Consider the following 17955-nt stretch of genomic DNA (forward strand, 5'->3'; position numbering starts at 1 on the left):
CAGAAAAATGAAAAAGTTAACTATTGGCTTAATTGGCAATCCTAATTCCGGCAAGACTACGCTTTTTAACCAGCTGACCGGGGCTCGCCAGCGCGTGGGCAACTGGGCGGGCGTAACGGTTGAACGTAAAGAGGGCCAGTTCACGACGACAGACAACCAGGTGACGCTGGTTGACCTTCCCGGCACCTACTCCTTAACCACCATTTCGTCGCAAACTTCGCTCGATGAGCAAATCGCCTGTCACTACATTCTTGGCGGCGACGCGGATCTGCTGATCAACGTGGTCGATGCCTCAAACCTCGAGCGTAACCTCTATCTGACGCTGCAGCTGCTGGAGCTGGGTATCCCCTGCATCGTGGCGCTCAACATGCTCGACATCGCAGAGAAACAAAAGCTACGCATCGACGTTGATGCCCTCTCCGCGCGCCTCGGGTGCCCGGTCGTTCCGCTGGTCTCGACGCGCGCGCGCGGTATTGATGCGCTGAAGCTGGCCATTGACCGTCACGCGGGAAATCGCGACGTTGAGCTGGTGCATTACGCCCAGCCTCTCCTGCGCGAAGCCAACGTGCTGGCGCAGGAGATGGACAAAGCCATGCCTGCGAAACAGCGCCTGTGGCTTGGCCTGCAGATGCTGGAAGGGGATATCTACAGCCGCGCTTATGCCGGTCATGCGGCCGATAAGCTGGACGTGACGGTGGCCCGTCTTAGCGACGAGCTGGACGACCCGGCGCTGCACATCGCCGATGCCCGTTACCAGGCTATCGCCTCGATCTGCGACGTGGTCAGTAACGCGCTGACGGCAGAACCCAGCCGCTTTACGGCGGCGGTGGATAAGATTGTGCTCAACCGCTTCCTCGGTTTGCCGATCTTCCTGCTGGTGATGTACGTGATGTTCCTGCTCGCCATTAACATCGGTGGCGCGCTGCAGCCGATTTTTGACGCCGGTTCCGTCGCGGTCTTCGTGCACGGCATTCAGTGGGTGGGCTACACCCTGCACTTCCCGGAATGGCTCACCATCTTCCTCGCGCAGGGGATCGGCGGCGGTATCAATACCGTTCTGCCGCTGGTGCCGCAGATCGGCATGATGTACCTGTTCCTCTCGTTCCTGGAAGATTCCGGCTACATGGCGCGCGCGGCGTTCGTGATGGATCGTCTGATGCAGGCGCTGGGCCTGCCGGGCAAATCCTTCGTCCCGCTGATCGTCGGCTTCGGCTGTAACGTGCCGTCGGTGATGGGCGCGCGCACGCTGGATGCACCGCGCGAGCGTCTGATGACCATCATGATGGCGCCGTTTATGTCCTGCGGCGCCCGTCTGGCGATCTTTGCGGTCTTTGCGGCAGCCTTCTTTGGCCAGCAGGGCGCGCTGGCGGTCTTCTCGCTGTACGTGCTGGGCATCGTGATGGCGATCCTGACCGGCTTAATGCTGAAACACACCATCATGCGCGGTGAAGCGTCACCGTTCGTGATGGAGCTGCCGGTGTACCACGTCCCCCATCTGAAAAGCCTGGCGATCCAGACCTGGCAGCGTCTGAAAGGCTTCGTCCTGCGCGCCGGTAAGGTGATTGTCATCGTCAGCGTTTTCCTGAGCGCCCTGAACAGCTTTACCCTGAGTGGACAGGCAGCGGATAACATTAACGACTCTGCCCTCGCCTCCGTCAGCCGCGTCATCACGCCGGTCTTCAAACCGATTGGCGTGCATGAGGATAACTGGCAGGCAACCGTCGGGCTGTTTACCGGCGCGATGGCAAAAGAGGTGGTTGTCGGTACCCTGAACACGCTCTACACCGCCGAGAACATTCAGGAGCAGGAATTTAACCCGGCGGAGTTTCACCTCGGTGACGAACTGCTGGGTGCCGTAGAGGAAACCTGGCAGAGCCTGAAGGACACCTTCAGCCTGAGCGTGCTGGCGAACCCGATTGAGGCGAGCAAAGGCGACGGCGAGATGGCGACCGGTGCCATGGGCGTGATGGGCGAGAAGTTTGGCAGCGCGTCCGCGGCCTACAGCTACCTCATCTTCGTTCTGCTCTATATTCCATGCATCTCCGTGATGGGGGCGATTGCTCGCGAGTCCAGCCGCGGCTGGATGGGCTTCTCCATCCTGTGGGGATTAAACATCGCGTATTCGCTGGCGACGCTGTTTTATCAAACCGTCAATTTCAGCCAGCACCCGCGCTACAGCCTGGTCTGCATTCTCGCGGTTGTGCTGTTTAACGTGATCGTTCTCGGCCTGCTGCGGCGGGCACGCAGCCGCGTCGACATCGACCTGCTGGCAAACCGTAAAACCGTGGCGACCTGCTGCAACAGCCCGGCAGGCGACTGTCACTAAGGAGCACACCCCATGGCATCGTTGATTCAGGTTCGTGACCTGCTGGCACTGCAGGGGCGAATGGAGGCGAAACAGCTGAGCCTCAGCCTGCATACGCCGCAGCCGATGATCGACGCCATGCTGGAAAGACTGGAAGCCATGGGGAAAGCGGTGCGCATTCAGGAAGAGCCGGACGGTTGTCTGTCCGGCAGCTGTAAACATTGCCCGGAAGGAAAAGCCTGCCTCAGGGAGTGGTGGGCACTGCGCGAATAAAGGCGGACAGCGCCGAACAAAACTCGCCAGGATGTGAAATAAATGGCGCGTGTGCCGCTTTAGCGACCACCATTGATTGGCTTTCCGGCCACAGGTTATCCAGCAGTGGAACCACCTTACGCGGAACCAGTCCGTCCAGATAGCCATACATACGCAGGTGCGGAAGCGCCAGCGACGCCAGCGGTTCACGCAGATCGATCGTCTTGAGTATCTCAAGCCCCCCGTTAAGCACCTCAACGTCAGGCATCGGCAGCGACAGCACGGTCTGCTTCAGCGTGCGCGCGTCCTGACGCGCGGTTTCTGTACCCATCGTCTGCAGCGCGAGAAAACGCTCCACCGTCCGCTGGAAATCGTCGCTTAGCTGCTGCTGGAATCCTGCCAGCACTTCAGGCTTGATCCCCGGCCACGCGTCCTGCGCGCTAAAGCAGGGTGACGAGGCAACGGTAACCAGCGCGCTCACGCGCCCGGGGTTATCCAGAGCAATCTTGCTTGCCACCAGCCCGCCCAGGCTCCAGCCCAGCCAGACAGCGTTTTGCGGCGCGGCGTCCAGAACCTGCTGCGCCATCTCATCAAGCGACATCGCGCCAAAGCCGCGGCTGCGGCCATAACCCGGCAAATCCACCAGATGCAGCGTAAATTGCGAGGCAAGTTCCTCGCTTACGCAACGCCACACTTCAGCATTCAGTCCCCATCCGTGCAGCAGCACAAGATGGCAATTTCCCGTTCCGACGGTCTGCCACCACAGCGTCTTCATCAGTTACTGTTCTCTTTTTCACATGGAGGTTGCACATGCTAACAGTACCTGGGTTGTGCTGGCTATGCCGAATGCCGCTGGCACTCAGCAGGTGGGGCATCTGCTCCGTCTGTACGCGATCGCTGCAATGGCGTATCGGGATCTGTCCACAATGTGGTTTACCGGCCACAAATCCCTCTTTGCCCTGTGGCCGGTGCCTGAAAAAATCCCCGCCGTGGAGCGCGCTGGTGGCGGTGGATGATTATGTTCCGCCGCTGAGCAGGCTGATTCACGCGCTGAAGTTTTCCGGTCAAAGTTCCCTGGCACAGCCCCTTGCGCGACTGCTACTGCTGGCGGTTTTGCAGGCGCGGCGCCACCGCGCATTGCCGAAAATCGACAGGGTGGTGAATGTCCCCCTCTACCGACGCCGCCACTGGCGACGCGGTTACAATCAGAGCGACCTGATCTGCCGTCCCCTCGCCCGGTGGCTTGGCTGTCAGTATGATGCCCGCGCGCTGACGCGTGTTCATGCCACCGCCATCCAGCATCAGCTCAGCGCCCGTCTTCGCAAAAGAAACCTCAAAAATGCCTTTCGCCTTGAATTGCCGGTCGACGGTCTCCATATCGCGATTGTGGATGATGTCGTCACCACAGGCAGTACCGTTGCTGAACTTTCCCGACTGCTTTTGCAAAGCGGCGCCGCGTCGGTTCAGGTATGGTGTCTGTGCCGTACCTTGTAGCCCTTCTTCAATGGGCGTATGATTATACCCAGGTAATTTAGTCAACTATTAGGCCAAAGCTATGATCCGTATTTCCGATTCTGCACAAGCGCACTTTGCCAAACTGCTGGCAAATCAGGAAGAAGGGACGCAGATCCGTGTGTTTGTGATCAATCCAGGCACGCCGAATGCAGAATGTGGTGTTTCTTATTGTCCTCCGGACGCCGTGGAAGCCACCGACACTGCCCTTAAATTTGAACAGCTCACCGCCTATGTTGATGAGCTGAGCGCACCGTATCTTGAAGATGCGGAGATCGACTTCGTCACCGATCAGCTGGGTTCTCAGCTGACCCTGAAAGCACCGAACGCGAAAATGCGTAAAGTGTCTGACGATGCCCCGCTGATGGAGCGCGTTGAGTATCTGCTGCAATCCCAGATTAACCCGCAGCTGGCTGGCCATGGCGGTCGTGTTTCCCTGATGGAAATCACCGACGAAGGTTTTGCCATTCTGCAGTTTGGCGGCGGCTGTAACGGCTGTTCAATGGTCGATGTCACCCTGAAAGAAGGGATCGAGAAGCAGCTGCTGAACGAGTTCCCGGAACTGAAAGGCGTGCGTGACCTGACCGAACACCAGCGCGGCGAGCACTCTTACTACTGATTCATTGCCCGTCTGTATTGCCCGGTGGCGCTGCGCTTACCGGGCCTACAAAACCCTGCTCCCCCTCTTCACTCCCCTCTATATGTTGACCTGCGTCTCATAATTCACATTTTGCCTTCCAGGGTGATTCTCAATCACGCCATGTTACCCGTATCATTCTCATGGGCACTAAGCACACTCATAACAGCCGACTAAACTTAATCGTTTAAAAGGCATCAGTATTAGTGCCGTTACTTCTCTGTTCCCAGTTGGGACAACCGGAATTTGTCGTTGAAACAATGACGTTACCCATAACAATTCAAAGGCCAGGTAAATCATGCCATTAGTCATCGTTGCTATCGGTGTTGTGTTATTACTGCTCTTGATGATCCGCTTCAAAATGAACGGATTTATCGCTCTGGTTCTGGTGGCACTTGCAGTCGGTCTGATGCAGGGGATGCCGCTGGTAAAAGTTATCAGCTCGATTAAAGCCGGTGTCGGCGGCACGCTCGGCAGCCTGGCGCTGATCATGGGCTTCGGCGCCATGCTCGGTAAAATGCTGGCGGACTGCGGTGGCGCGCAGCGTATTGCCACCACGCTTATCGACAAATTTGGTAAGAAGAACATTCAGTGGGCAGTGGTGTTAACCGGCTTTACCGTTGGTTTCGCGCTGTTCTATGAAGTGGGCTTCGTGCTGATGCTGCCGCTGGTGTTCACCATTGCGGCTGCCGCGAGCATCCCGCTGCTGTATGTCGGTGTGCCAATGGCCGCGGCGCTGTCCGTGACCCACGGCTTCCTGCCGCCGCACCCGGGCCCAACCGCTATCGCGACCATCTTCCACGCCGACATGGGTAAAACCCTGCTGTTCGGTACGATTCTGGCGATCCCAACGGTGATTCTGGCAGGCCCGGTTTATGCCCGCTTCCTGAAAGGCATTGATAAGCCGATTCCGGAAGGTCTGTACAGCGCCAAAACCTTCACCGAAGAAGAGATGCCTGGCTTTGGCGTCAGCGTCTGGACCTCTCTGGTACCGGTGATCCTGATGGCGATGCGCGCCGTGGCAGAGATGGTTCTGCCAAAAGGTCATGCGTTCCTGTCCGTTGCAGAATTCCTGGGTGACCCGGTGATGGCAACGCTGATTGCCGTGCTGATCGCGATGTTCACTTTCGGTCTGAACCGCGGCCGCTCCATGGATCAGATCAACGACACGCTGACCTCTTCCATCAAAATCATTGCCATGATGCTCCTGATCATCGGCGGTGGCGGTGCCTTCAAGCAGGTTCTGGTCGACAGCGGCGTGGACAAATACATCGCTGCCATGATGCATGAAACCAACGTGTCGCCGCTTCTGATGGCCTGGTCTATTGCCGCGGTTCTGCGTATTGCGCTGGGTTCTGCGACCGTTGCGGCGATCACCGCAGGCGGCATCGTTGCGCCGCTGATTGCCACCACGGGCGTGAGCCCTGAGCTGATGGTTATCGCCGTCGGTTCCGGTAGCGTGATTTTCTCTCACGTAAACGATCCGGGCTTCTGGCTGTTCAAGGAGTACTTCAACCTGACGATCGGTGAAACCATCAAGTCCTGGTCCGCGCTGGAAACCATTATTTCGGTGTGCGGTCTGGTCGGGGTGCTGCTGCTGAATATGGTGGTCTGATGCCCTAAGTCGGGTGGCGGCTACGCCTTACCCGACCTACATGAGCACCACCTGATAATAAAAAACCCGCCACTGGCGGGTTTTTTATTACTTCTTACCAGCAGCTTTTCGCCGCTTATCCAAATCCTTGATCAGCCTGTTCACCCCGTCATCGGCAAACATCGCCTCAAGCGTGGTGGACAGCTTGCGACGCCAGTTCTTGTACTGATAGCTGGTACCCGGAATGTTCACCGGCTCCGCCATATCAATCCAGTCTTCCGGCTGCAGGCCCAGCAGCGCACTGTTGCTGTCGGCAATATAGCGCTGCAAACCGCGGTTGAGTGTCGCAGTCATCGCCATCAGCGACGCTTTATGCCCGGCGCGCTTCGGCAGACAGCCATGCTTATGCAGCGCATCCAGCAGCCCCTGTTTGGAGAGCTCGCGATCCTGATACAGGCCGCGTAACACCTCTTCATCAGGATAAAGGCCCAGCGTTTTGCCAAGGGTCAGATCGCCGCTTTCCCAATAGCCACGAAGCGTAGGAAGGTCATGCGTCGTCGCGACTGCCATTGACTGTTCAGGGTACGCTTGCGGCGCGCGGAAGGTTTTCTCATGGTCGTTTTCAAAATAGAGCACTTTATAGGAGTAGACGCCGCTGTCGCGGAGCTTGCTGACAATCTCCACCGGCACGGTACCGAGATCTTCACCGATCACCATGCACTGGTGACGCTTGCTTTCCAGGGCCAGGATCGACAGCAGATCGTCAACCGGATACTGCACGTATGCCCCGTGATCCGCCGTTTCACCGTACGGGATCCACCACAGACGCAGCACGGACATCACGTGGTCAATACGCAGCGCCCCGCAGTTCTGCATGTTGGCGCGCAGCAGGTCGATAAACGGCTCGTAGGCGCGCGCCGCCATGACGTGTGGATCCATCGGCGGTAAGCCCCAGTTCTGGCCGAGCGGCCCCAGGATATCCGGTGGCGCGCCGACGGAGGCCTTCAGGCAGTAGAGTTCACGGTCGCACCAGGTTTCCGCGCCGCCCTCTGCCACACCTACGGCCAGATCGCGGTACAGGCCAATCGGCATTTTATAGCCCTGGCTCACCTGCCAGCAGGCGGCAAACTGGCTGTACGCCAGCCACTGCAGCCACAGGTAGAAGTCCACTTCATCGGCATATTTTTTACAGAACGCTTTCACTTCCGGCGTGTCGACGGATTGATACGCTTCAGGCCAGACCGGCCAGCCCCAGCGCATTTCGTCCTCTTTCACCTGATACGCGTGCAGCGCATCGAACGCCGCCTGCCAGTACAGGCTCTCGCCCTCCTGCGTCACGAACTGGCGGAACGCCGCCATCTGCTCGTCATCGCGCTGCGAAAAGCCTTTCCACGCCAGACGCAGCGCGGCCATTTTCAGCGCCGTGACGGTGGAATAGTCCACCCAGTCGGCTTCGCGCGCCTGCTTCAGCGCCTGCTGTGTGGTACTGAGTTTCCACCAGGCCTGCGCCTCTTTGCTGTTTTTGAAGTCATCTAAGGCGTTAACGTCGATATAAATCACGTTCAGCCAGCGACGGGAGGACGGGCTGTACGGGCTGGCGCTCTCCGGGTTGGCCGGATAGAGGGCGTGGATCGGGTTGAGGCCGATAAACGCGCCGCCGCGCTCGCCCACGGATGCCAGCATGTTCTTCAGATCGCCAAAATCACCGATCCCCCAGTTGCTGTCGGAGCGCAGCGTGTAGAGCTGCACGCAGGCGCCCCACAGCTTTTTCCCTTCGAGCAGCGCCTGCGGCTCGTAGCAGCGTTTTGGCGCGACGATCACCCGGCAGTGGAAACGCCGATCGTCCTGGGTGAGCGTCAGGGTGTGGTAGCCCTCCGGCAGCTTCGCCGGAAGGTTAAGGGTTTTGCCGCCGGTGGCGTGGCCTTTGTGCTGATGCCCCTCTTCGGTCGTGAGCAGCCAGCTAAACTCGCCGCGCCCTTCCACCGCGAGCGGCATCTTTTTACCTGCGGTGAATACCTTCACGTTCGGCACCGGCGCAGCCGACGCTTTCGCGTCGGTTTTGTGCATGGCATCCAGCAAACGTCTTTTGGTGTCGGCGCCAATAGACTGTGGTTTGCCGTGAGCATTAATGTAACTGAGGCTAATTCCCGCCGCCTGCGCGGCACTGTCCAGACGTTTACTCTCCATCGCGCTTCCTTAGCGTTTTGCCTGCCAGATACGGGCCTGATAATCACGGATTGAGCGGTCAGAGCTGAACATGCCGCAGCGGGCGGTGTTCAGGATGCACGCCCGGGTCCACGCTTCCTGGTCGCGATACAGCACGTCGACCTGTTTTTGCGCTTCAACGTAGGCCGTGAAGTCCGCCATCACCAGATACGGGTCACCGCCGTGTTTGTCCATGCTGTGCAGCATCTGGTCAAACGCGTGCTTGTCGCCGTCGCTGTATTTGCCGCTCTCCAGCTCCTTCAGCACTGCGTCCAGCACTTTGTCTTTCTTACGCCATTTCACCGGGTCGTAGCCTTTGGCCTTGATGGCTTTCACCTCTTCCACGGTGTGGCCGAAGATAAAGATATTCTCTTCGCCCACCTTCTCGGCGATTTCGACGTTCGCCCCGTCCAGCGTGCCGACGGTCAGCGCGCCGTTCAGCGCCAGCTTCATGTTGCCGGTACCGGAGGCTTCTTTTCCTGCGGTTGAGATCTGCTCGGAGATATCCGCCGCCGGGATCAGCATTTCAGCCGCCGAGACGCAGTAATCCGGCAGGAACACCACCTTCAGCTTGTCGCCCACGTTCGGATCGCTGTTGATCGCCTCCGCCACTTTATTGATGGCGAGGATAATGTTTTTCGCCAGGTAGTAGCCCGGCGCCGCCTTCGCGCCGAACAGGAACACGTGCGGCACGCGGTCAGCCTGCGGGTTCTCGCGGATCTCTTTGTACAGCGCCAGAATGTGCAGCAGGTTCAGGTGCTGACGTTTGTACTCGTGCAGGCGTTTGATCTGGATATCGAAAATCGCATTTGGGTTGATCTCAATCCCGGTGCGCGCTTTCACGAACGCCGCCAGGCGAACTTTGTTCTCCAGCTTAATCGCGCGGTACTGTTCGCGGAATTTCGCGTCGTCAGCGTATTTTTCCAGGTTGATGAGCTGGTCCAGATCGTTCGCCCACTCTTTCTTCAGGGTCTTGTCCAGCAGGCCAGCCAGCAGCGGGTTGCACTGCTTGATCCAGCGACGCGGCGTAATGCCGTTGGTCACGTTGTGGAATTTGGTCGGCCACAGCTGGTGGTATTCCGGGAACAGATCTTTGACCACCAGATCCGAGTGCAGCGCCGCCACGCCGTTCACCGCAAAGCCGCTCACTACGCACATGTTCGCCATGCGTACCTGCTTATCGTGAACCACCGCCAGCTTCGCCCAGACCGCTTTGTTGCCCGGCCAGGTTTTATCCACCAGGGTTTTAAACTGGTCGTTAATCTTGTTGATGATCTGCATGTGGCGCGGCAGCAGCGCTTTCACCAGCTTCTCATCCCAGCACTCAAGCGCTTCTGGCATCAGGGTGTGGTTGGTGTAGGCAAAGGTACGGCTGGTGATGGCCCAGGCGTCGTCCCAGCTCAGCTGATGCTCGTCAATCAGCACGCGCAGCAGTTCCGGGATGGCAATGGTCGGGTGCGTGTCGTTGAGCTGAATGACTTCGAAGTCCGGCAGCTGCGCCAGCTTGCGGCCCGCCAGGTGATGGCGACGCAGAATGTCCGCCACGGAGCAGGCGCACTGGAAGTACTGCTGCATCAGGCGCAGCTTTTTACCGGCCAGGTGGTTGTCGTTCGGGTAGAGAACTTTGGTCAGCTTCTCGGCGTCGATGCCCTGCTGCTCGGCACGCAGGAAATCGCCGTCGTTAAATTTGGTCAGGTTAAACGGATGGGCGTGCTTCGCCTGCCACAGACGCAGCGGCTGCGCCACGCCGTTACGGTAGCCAAGCACCGGCAGATCCCAGGCTTCGCCGGTAATGGTGAACGCAGGTTCCCAGAGGCCTTGTTTCGTCACTTTCCCGCCAATGCCAACCTGCACGTCCAGCTGCGCGTTATGGCGGAACCACGGGTAGGTATTGCGATGCCAGTCGTCCGGCGCTTCCATCTGATGGCCGTCAGCGAAGGACTGACGGAACAGGCCGTACTGGTAGTTCAGACCGTAACCAATCGCCGACTGGCCGACGGTCGCCATGGAATCCAGGAAACAGGCCGCCAGACGACCCAGGCCACCGTTGCCCAGCGCCGGGTCAATCTCTTCTTCCAGCAGATCGGTCAGGTTAATGTCGTGTTCTTTAAGAACGTCACCAACCTCCTGATACCAGCCGAGGTTCAACAGGTTGTTGCCCGTCAGACGGCCAATCAGGAACTCCATTGAAATGTAGTTTACATGGCGCTGCCCGTTTGCCGGTTTTGCCAGAGGTTGAGCATCCAGCTGCTCTGCGAGCGCACCGCTCACTGCCTGCCACCACTGGTGAGGCGTCATCTCGTTTGCAGCATGAAGGCCAAAACGCTGCCACTGACGCGTCAGGGCAGCCTGGAATTGAGCTTTGTTGAAGGTAGGCTGTGACATAGGGGATCGGCATCCTTTAGAAAGAAAACACAAGTTGGCGCTAGTGTGCCTGGCTCATTTCACCTCTTCCTCCTCCCGTAGGGGATTAGACAGGGAGGAGTAGCGGGGATGAGCAGAAAAGTGTGATCAAGGCCACTCTCAGAGCATAGTTCGAGTGTGCCCGGAAGATAAAAAAGTAACCGAGGAGAATGTCAAAGAAATGAAATGCAGTTTCGGATGAAATTAAACCCTGCCGAAATAATTACTTACCTGGAATAATATTTTTGCAACAGGATGTCATGACCAGGAAAGGTATTATTCTCGCTGAACTTTACCCACACTTTATTAAATTTGACGTCACTATCCCTTCCTGAAACCAGTTTCAGCGCAGCCGCAGCACAACCATACAAGCCAGCATTGACGCGGCATTAAAGCCCTTTCCAGAAAGTTCCATCATCTGCCTGAATGTTTTGTGACAGAGTGCAAATTCAGAGCCACCAAATCCAGACATAACTTGCAATAGTTCTCTTTCTGACCGACCTTATATCGTATTAATTACGAAGCGCAAAAAAAATAAAATCTCTCGTTCCCCACAGTGAAGTGAAACCTATGTTGATTCCGTCTAAATTAAGTCGCCCGGTTCGTCTTGACCATACAGTGGTCCGCGAGCGTCTGTTGGCTAAACTTTCCGGCGCGCATAATTTCCGACTGGCGCTGGTTACGAGCCCTGCAGGTTATGGAAAAACAACGCTCATCTCGCAATGGGCCGCAGGTAAGAGCGATCTTGGCTGGTACTCCCTTGATGAGGGCGATAACCAGCAAGAACGTTTTGCCAGCTATCTGATTGCCGCCATACAGCAAGCCACCCATGGACACTGCGTCGCCAGTGAGGTGATGGTGCAAAAGCGCCAGTACGCCAGCCTGTCCTCCCTTTTCTCTCAGCTGTTTATCGAACTGGCTGAATGGCATCGCCCGCTTTACGTGGTGATTGATGATTACCATCTCATCACTAACCCGGTGATTCATGAATCGATGCGTTTCTTCCTGCGCCATCAGCCGGAAAACCTGACGTTAGTGGTGCTGTCACGCAACCTGCCGCAGTTGGGTATTGCCAACCTGCGCGTGCGCGATCAGCTTCTGGAAGTGGGTAGCCAACAGCTTGCTTTTACCCACCAGGAAGCGAAACAGTTCTTCGACTGCCGCCTGAACTCACCGATTGAGGCCGCCGAAAGCAGCCGTCTGTGTGATGACGTCGCAGGCTGGGCCACGGCGCTGCAGCTGATTGCCCTCTCTGCCCGGCAAAACAACAGCCCGGCGCACCAGTCAGCGCGCCGTCTGGCAGGCATCAACGCCAGCCACCTCTCTGATTATCTGGTGGATGAGGTGCTGGACAGCGTCGATCCCTCGACGCGTAATTTCCTGCTGAAAAGCTCGCTGCTGCGCTCCATGAACGATGCGCTGATCGTGCGGGTGACGGGCTGTGAAAACGGTCAGCTTCAGCTCGAAGAGATTGAACGTCAGGGCCTTTTCCTGACGCGCATGGACGATCCCGGCGAGTGGTTTAGCTATCATCCGCTGTTTGGTAGCTTCCTGCGCCAGCGCTGTCAGTGGGAGCTGGCGGTTGAACTGCCGGAGATCCACCGCGCCGCTGCCGAAAGCTGGATGGCACAGGGCTTCCCGAGCGAGGCCATCCACCATGCGCTCGCCGCCGGTGATGCCAGTATGCTGCGCGATATCCTCCTCAATCACGCGTGGGGCCTGTTTAACCACAGCGAGCTGACCCTGCTGGAAGAGTCCCTCAAAGCCCTGCCGTGGGAAAGCCTGCTGGAGAATCCGCGTCTGGTGCTGCTGCAGGCCTGGCTGATGCAGAGCCAGCATCGCTACAGCGAAGTGAACACCCTGCTGGCGCGCGCCGAGCAGGAGATGGAAAGCGAGATGGATACCACCCTGCACGGCGAGTTCAACGCGCTGCGCGCTCAGGTGGCCATTAACGATGGCGACCCGGACGAAGCGGAACGGCTGGCAATGGTCGCGCTGGATGAATTGCCGCTGGCCAACTTCTACAGCCGCATCGTGGCGACCTCCGTACACGGCGAAGTACTGCACTGCAAGGGCGATCTCACGCGCTCGCTTTCACTGATGCAGCAAACCGAACAGATGGCGCGTCGTCATGATGTCTGGCACTACGCGCTGTGGAGCCTGATCCAGCAGAGCGAGATTTTATTCGCGCAGGGGTTCCTGCAGGCCGCCTGGGAAAACCAGGAGAAAGCGTTCCAGCTGATTCACGAGCAGCATCTGGAACAGCTGCCGATGCACGAGTTCCTGCTGCGTATTCGCGCTCAATTACTGTGGGCATGGTCGCGTCTGGATGAAGCAGAAAGCTGCGCCCGCCAGGGTGTGGACGTCCTTTCCAGTTTCCAGCCTCAGCAGCAGCTGCAGTGCCTGGCGCTGCTGGTGCAGTGCTCGCTGGCGCGCGGCGATCTCGATAACGCCCGCAACCATCTTAACCGCCTGGAAAACCTGCTCGGCAACGGCCAGTATCATAGCGACTGGGTGTCAAACGCCGACAAGGTCCGGGTGATTTACTGGCAGATGACCGGCGATAAAAAATCCGCCGCCAACTGGCTGCGTCAGACGCCAAAACCGGAATTTGCCAACAACCACTTCCTGCAGAGCCAGTGGCGCAACATTGCCCGCGCGCAGATCCTGCTCGGTGAATTAGAGCCCGCTGAGATTGTGCTGGAAGAGCTGAACGAGAACGCGCGCAGCCTGCGCCTGATGAGCGACCTGAACCGCAACCTGCTGCTGCAAAATCAGCTCTACTGGCAGGCGGGCCGTAAAAACGATGCCCAGCGCGTGCTGCTGGAGGCGCTACAGCTGGCAAACCGCACCGGGTTTATCAGCCACTTTGTGATTGAAGGGGAAGTGATGGCCCAGCAGCTGCGTCAGCTTATTCAGCTCAACACGCTGCCGGAGCTGGATCAGCATCGCGCCCAGCGTATTCTGCGCGAGATTAACCAGCATCATCGCCACAAATTTGCGCATTTCGATGAGAACTTCGTTGAACGTCTGCTAAACCACCCGGAAGTGCCGGAGCTTATCCGCACCAGTCCGCTTACCCAGCGCGAATGGCAGGTTCTGGGGCTGATCTATTCAGGCTACAGCAACGAGCAGATTGCCGGCGAGCTGGCGGTGGCGGCGACCACCATCAAAACGCATATCCGCAACCTGTACCAGAAGCTGGGCGTGGCGCATCGTCAGGATGCGGTACAGCATGCGCAGCAGCTGTTGAAGATGATGGGGTACGGCGTTTAGTTTTGTGCGGTCTGATGCCCTCTCCCACAGGGAGAGGGAAAACAATTTGTAGGTCGGGTAAGCGCAGCGCCACCCGACACAACCGTTAGCACAGTTCCAGCTGCAAATTATTATCTTTAATTACCTGCATCACGCCCGCCGGCGGCATCACGTCGGTATAGACCGCATCCACCATGCTGATGCTGCCCATGTTCACCATCGCGTTACGGCCAAACTTCGAGTGATCCACCACCAGCATCACGTGGCGTGAGTTTTCAATGATCGCACGCTTGGTGCGCACCTCGTGGTAATCAAACTCCAGCAGCGAACCGTCGCTGTCGATGCCGCTGATGCCCAGAATGCCGAAGTCGAGGCGGAACTGAGAGATAAAGTCGAGGGTCGCTTCACCGATAATCCCGCCGTCGCGGCTGCGTAGCTCGCCGCCCGCGAGGATGATGCGGAAATCGTCTTTTTGCATCAGGGTATTGGCGACGTTCAGGTTGTTGGTGACCACGCGCAGGTTCTCGTGATCCAGCAGCGCATGGGCGACCGCTTCCGGCGTGGTGCCGATATCAATAAACAGCGTCGCCCCGTTCGGGATCTGGCTGGCGACCTTGCGGGCAATGCGCTCTTTCTCCGCCGTCTGCGTCGCTTTACGGTCGTGCCAGGAGGTGTTGACCGAGCTGGACGGCAGCGCCGCGCCGCCGTGGTGGCGAAGGATGCGGTTCTGATCGGCCAGGTCGTTCAGGTCACGACGGATGGTTTGTGGGCTGACGGCAAACTGCTCCACCAGCTCTTCGGTGCTGACGTATCCCTGTTTTTTTACCAGTTCGATAATGGCGTCATGACGTTGTGTTTGTTTCATCAATTATCCCTGAGAATTATGTTCGTTTTCGCGCATGGAGCGTGTCGGCAAAGGCCATCGCCAGCCCCACGGCCAGCCCGGCGACGTGCGCACCGTTGGCGATAGACATACCAAACAGATCAAACCATCCGGCAATTAGCCATATTAACGCAAAGGTTATCAATCCGCGTTGCAGATAGATGCCGCTTTGCGGATCGCGCTCCCCGCGAAGCCAGACGTAGCCCATCAGGGCATAGACGACACCCGACAGCCCGCCAAACCACGGGCCGCTGAACTTGTGCTGTACGTAGCCGCTCAACAGGGCGCTGATGAGGGTGATAACGATCAGCTTGCCGCTGCCCAGACGCTTTTCAACGGCACCGCCGAGATACCACCACCAGAGCAGGTTGAAGAGGATATGCATCACCGAGAAGTGCATCAGCGCGTGGCTAAAGTAGCGCCATACGTCAAACTCAAGCGACGGATCATAGGGCCACGCCAGGGCAATCATCACGCTCTGGTCGCCGACCACGTTCATGATAATAAAGACGATGATGCAGGCCGCCATCAGCAGCAGCGTAAACGGGCCCGCGCGCTCGCGAAGGGTGGCGAGGAAGGGGAAGCGGCTGTAGTGCAATCCGCTGCCGGTCTGGCCGGATTGCCAGCTGGCCGCCAGATAGCGCGGGTCGCCAGGGTTCTCAAGAAAACGCGCCAGCTCCTCGTTTACCCGCCCGGCCTGGCTCTCATCGGCCAGCCAGACGTCGGTCTGCGTATGTTGCTGAATAGTGAGAATAACGCCCTGCGTCGCCATATAGTCGACAAACGCCTGGGCGACGCGCGGGTTGGTAAAAGAGGTGATCATCAACATGGGCAGCGGTCGCTTATTTCCACACAAAAGGGGACAGTATAGCGGGATCAGCGCTCAAACGCGTATTCCACTTCCGCCGGGAAATGACGATGCCAGGCATCGAAACCGCCGTCGACGCTGTAAACCGCGTCGTAACCCTGCTGAAGCAGATACTGCGCCGCGCCTTTGCTGCTGTTGCCGTGGTAGCACATGACCATCACCGGCGTGTCGAAGTCGTTATCGCGCATAAACGCGCCCAGCGTGTCGTTGGTGAGATGAAACGCGCCCGGCGTATGGCCCATCGCAAAACTCTGCGGATCGCGGATGTCCACCAGCACCGCTTTTCCCTGGTGCATCTTCTGGTGGGCTTCTTCTACGTTAATACATTCAAACTGATCCATGGTGTTCTCTTAACAGTGGTCAACGACAAGATTTTACCCCGTAGTGTACGTCCTGGCGGCGGGTAAACGCCATTATGTTATCCATATCACTCTAAATTGTTTTTTTGATGTTACCAAAAGCGCGTTCCTTTGCTATTATGAGCGATATCGAACATTTCTGAGCTTTAACGAAAGTGCATGAGGGTGTTATGGAAACCAAAGATCTGATTGTGATAGGCGGTGGCATCAACGGTGCCGGTATTGCGGTCGATGCCGCAGGACGCGGTTTATCCGTACTGATGCTGGAAGCTAACGATCTCGCCTGCGCGACGTCGTCCGCCAGCTCCAAACTGATTCACGGTGGCCTGCGCTACCTGGAACACTACGAATTCCGCCTGGTCAGCGAAGCGCTGGCCGAACGTGAAGTGCTGCTGAAAATGGCCCCGCATCTGGCGATTCCGATGCGCTTCCGCCTGCCCCATCGCCCGCATCTGCGTCCGGCGTGGATGATCCGCATTGGTCTGTTTATGTACGATCATCTGGGTAAACGCACCAGCCTCCCGGGTTCGAAAGGGTTGCGTTTTGGCTCAGAATCGGTCCTTAAGCCGGAAATCGTGCGCGGATTCGAATATTCCGACTGCTGGGTGGACGATGCCCGCCTGGTGCTGGCGAACGCGCAGATGGTTGAGAAGAAAGGCGGCGAGGTGAAAACCCGCACCCGCGCGACCGCTGCCCGTCGTGAAAACGGCCTGTGGATTGTCGAGGCGGAAGATATCGATACCGGCGAGAAGTTCAGCTGGAAAGCGCGCGGCCTGGTGAACGCCACCGGCCCGTGGGTGAAGCAGTTCTTTGACGACGGCATGCATCTGCCATCCCCGTACTGCATCCGCCTGATCAAAGGCAGCCACATTGTGGTGCCGCGCGTGCATACCCAGAAGCAGGCTTACATCCTGCAGAACGAAGACAAGCGCATCGTGTTCGTCATCCCGTGGATGGACGAATTCTCGATCATCGGTACCACCGACGTGGAGTACAAAGGCGATCCGAAGAACGTCGAGATCGACGAGAGCGAAGTGAACTACCTGCTTAAAGTGTATAACGCGCACTTTAAGAAACAGCTGTCGCGCGACGACGTGGTCTGGACCTACTCCGGCGTGCGTCCGCTGTGCGATGACGAGTCTGATTCACCGCAGGCCATTACCCGCGACTATACGCTCGATATTCACGACGTTGACGGTCAGGCGCCGCTGCTCTCCGTATTTGGCGGTAAGCTCACCACCTACCGCAAGCTGGCCGAGCACGCGCTGGAAAAACTGGCGCCGTACTATAAAGGCATTGGCCCGGCATGGACCAAAGGCGCGGTACTGCCCGGCGGTGATATCGGCGGTAACCGCGATGATTACGCCGCGAAGCTGCGCCGTCGCTTCCCGTTCATCACCGAAGGGATGGCGCGCCACTATGCCCGCACCTACGGCAGCAATACCGAGCTGATCCTGGGTGATGCAAAAGAGATTGCCGATCTGGGCGAGCATTTCGGCCACGAGCTGTACGAAGCCGAGCTGCGTTATCTGGTTGAGCACGAGTGGGTGCGTCGTCTGGATGATGCTATCTGGCGCCGTACCAAAGAAGGGATGTGGCTCAACGCCGAACAGCAGTCTCGCGTGGCGCAGTGGTTGCTGCAACATGCGGCGAAACGTGAGCTGTCGCTGGCGTCCTAATAC

At 57.9% G+C, this 17955-nt stretch carries 13 protein-coding genes; 7 read left to right on the plus strand and 6 right to left on the minus strand.

Translation table 11 applies throughout. The annotated features are described in order from the left end of the window. Positions 1-7: 7 nt before the first annotated feature. Both feoB and feoC read left to right on the plus strand, forming a co-directional pair. The gene (gene feoB, locus FHC48_RS05055; RefSeq protein ID WP_059363847.1) at positions 8-2326 is read left to right on the plus strand and encodes a Fe(2+) transporter permease subunit FeoB; all 2319 of its coding nucleotides are present in this window, start codon (positions 8-10) and stop codon (positions 2324-2326) included. 12 nt (positions 2327-2338) lie between these two features. Next, complete coding sequence (gene feoC / locus FHC48_RS05060) at positions 2339-2578, plus strand: [Fe-S]-dependent transcriptional repressor FeoC (protein ID WP_008503052.1); 240 nt, start codon at positions 2339-2341, stop codon at positions 2576-2578. On the opposite strand, the gene bioH is transcribed toward feoC, so the two are convergent. Beyond that, the gene (gene bioH / locus FHC48_RS05065) at positions 2550-3332 is read right to left on the minus strand and encodes a pimeloyl-ACP methyl ester esterase BioH (RefSeq protein ID WP_008503053.1); all 783 of its coding nucleotides are present in this window, start codon (positions 3330-3332) and stop codon (positions 2550-2552) included. The two genes, feoC and bioH, sit on opposite strands and share 29 nt — an antisense overlap. A 35-nt stretch (positions 3333-3367) precedes the next feature. Here bioH and gntX point away from each other — a divergent pair, with 35 nt between their 5' ends. From gntX to gntT, 3 genes are all read left to right on the plus strand, one after another. Then, positions 3368-4051, plus strand: coding sequence for a DNA utilization protein GntX (gene gntX, locus FHC48_RS05070; RefSeq protein WP_023294725.1), 684 nt, complete (start codon positions 3368-3370; stop codon positions 4049-4051). Between the two features lie 61 nt (positions 4052-4112). After that, complete coding sequence (gene nfuA, locus FHC48_RS05075) at positions 4113-4688, plus strand: Fe-S biogenesis protein NfuA (RefSeq protein ID WP_008503055.1); 576 nt, start codon at positions 4113-4115, stop codon at positions 4686-4688. 316 nt (positions 4689-5004) lie between these two features. Further along, positions 5005-6321, plus strand: a complete 1317-nt coding sequence (gene gntT / locus FHC48_RS05080; protein ID WP_013099097.1) for a gluconate transporter — start codon at positions 5005-5007, stop codon at positions 6319-6321. 87 nt (positions 6322-6408) lie between these two features. On the opposite strand, the gene malQ is transcribed toward gntT, so the two are convergent. Together malQ and malP are read right to left on the minus strand one after the other, a co-directional pair. Further along, on the minus strand, positions 6409-8487 hold the full coding sequence (malQ, locus tag FHC48_RS05085; protein ID WP_008503057.1) for a 4-alpha-glucanotransferase: 2079 nt from the start codon (positions 8485-8487) through the stop codon (positions 6409-6411). Positions 8488-8496: 9 nt separating this feature from the next. After that, positions 8497-10890, minus strand: coding sequence for a maltodextrin phosphorylase (gene malP / locus FHC48_RS05090; protein ID WP_059363848.1), 2394 nt, complete (start codon positions 10888-10890; stop codon positions 8497-8499). Between the two features lie 588 nt (positions 10891-11478). Between malP and malT the strand changes: the two genes are divergently transcribed. After that, a complete protein-coding gene (gene malT, locus FHC48_RS05095; protein WP_059363849.1) occupies positions 11479-14184 on the plus strand; it encodes an HTH-type transcriptional regulator MalT in 2706 nt (901 codons plus the stop codon). An 85-nt stretch (positions 14185-14269) separates the two neighbouring features. Here malT and FHC48_RS05100 read toward each other — a convergent pair whose 3' ends face one another. Genes FHC48_RS05100 through glpE form a run of 3 tightly spaced genes read right to left on the minus strand, consistent with a single transcriptional unit; the run spans position 14270 to position 16255 of the window. Then, positions 14270-15028: a DeoR/GlpR family transcriptional regulator gene (locus FHC48_RS05100; protein WP_008503060.1), complete on the minus strand. Its 759-nt coding sequence runs from the start codon at positions 15026-15028 to the stop codon at positions 14270-14272. Between the two features lie 16 nt (positions 15029-15044). Further along, positions 15045-15875 (minus strand): rhomboid family intramembrane serine protease GlpG, encoded by an 831-nt coding sequence (gene glpG, locus FHC48_RS05105; protein WP_023326236.1) that lies wholly within the window; start codon positions 15873-15875, stop codon positions 15045-15047. A gap of 47 nt (positions 15876-15922) precedes the next feature. Further along, on the minus strand, positions 15923-16255 hold the full coding sequence (gene glpE, locus FHC48_RS05110) for a thiosulfate sulfurtransferase GlpE (protein ID WP_008503062.1): 333 nt from the start codon (positions 16253-16255) through the stop codon (positions 15923-15925). Positions 16256-16443: 188 nt separating this feature from the next. Here glpE and glpD point away from each other — a divergent pair, with 188 nt between their 5' ends. Next, positions 16444-17952 (plus strand): glycerol-3-phosphate dehydrogenase, encoded by a 1509-nt coding sequence (gene glpD, locus FHC48_RS05115; protein WP_059363850.1) that lies wholly within the window; start codon positions 16444-16446, stop codon positions 17950-17952. The last annotated feature ends 3 nt before the right edge of the window (positions 17953-17955 follow it).

Source organism: Enterobacter sp. EC_50 (genome assembly GCF_019584525.1).
Classification (GTDB): Bacteria; Pseudomonadota; Gammaproteobacteria; order Enterobacterales; family Enterobacteriaceae; genus Enterobacter; species Enterobacter roggenkampii.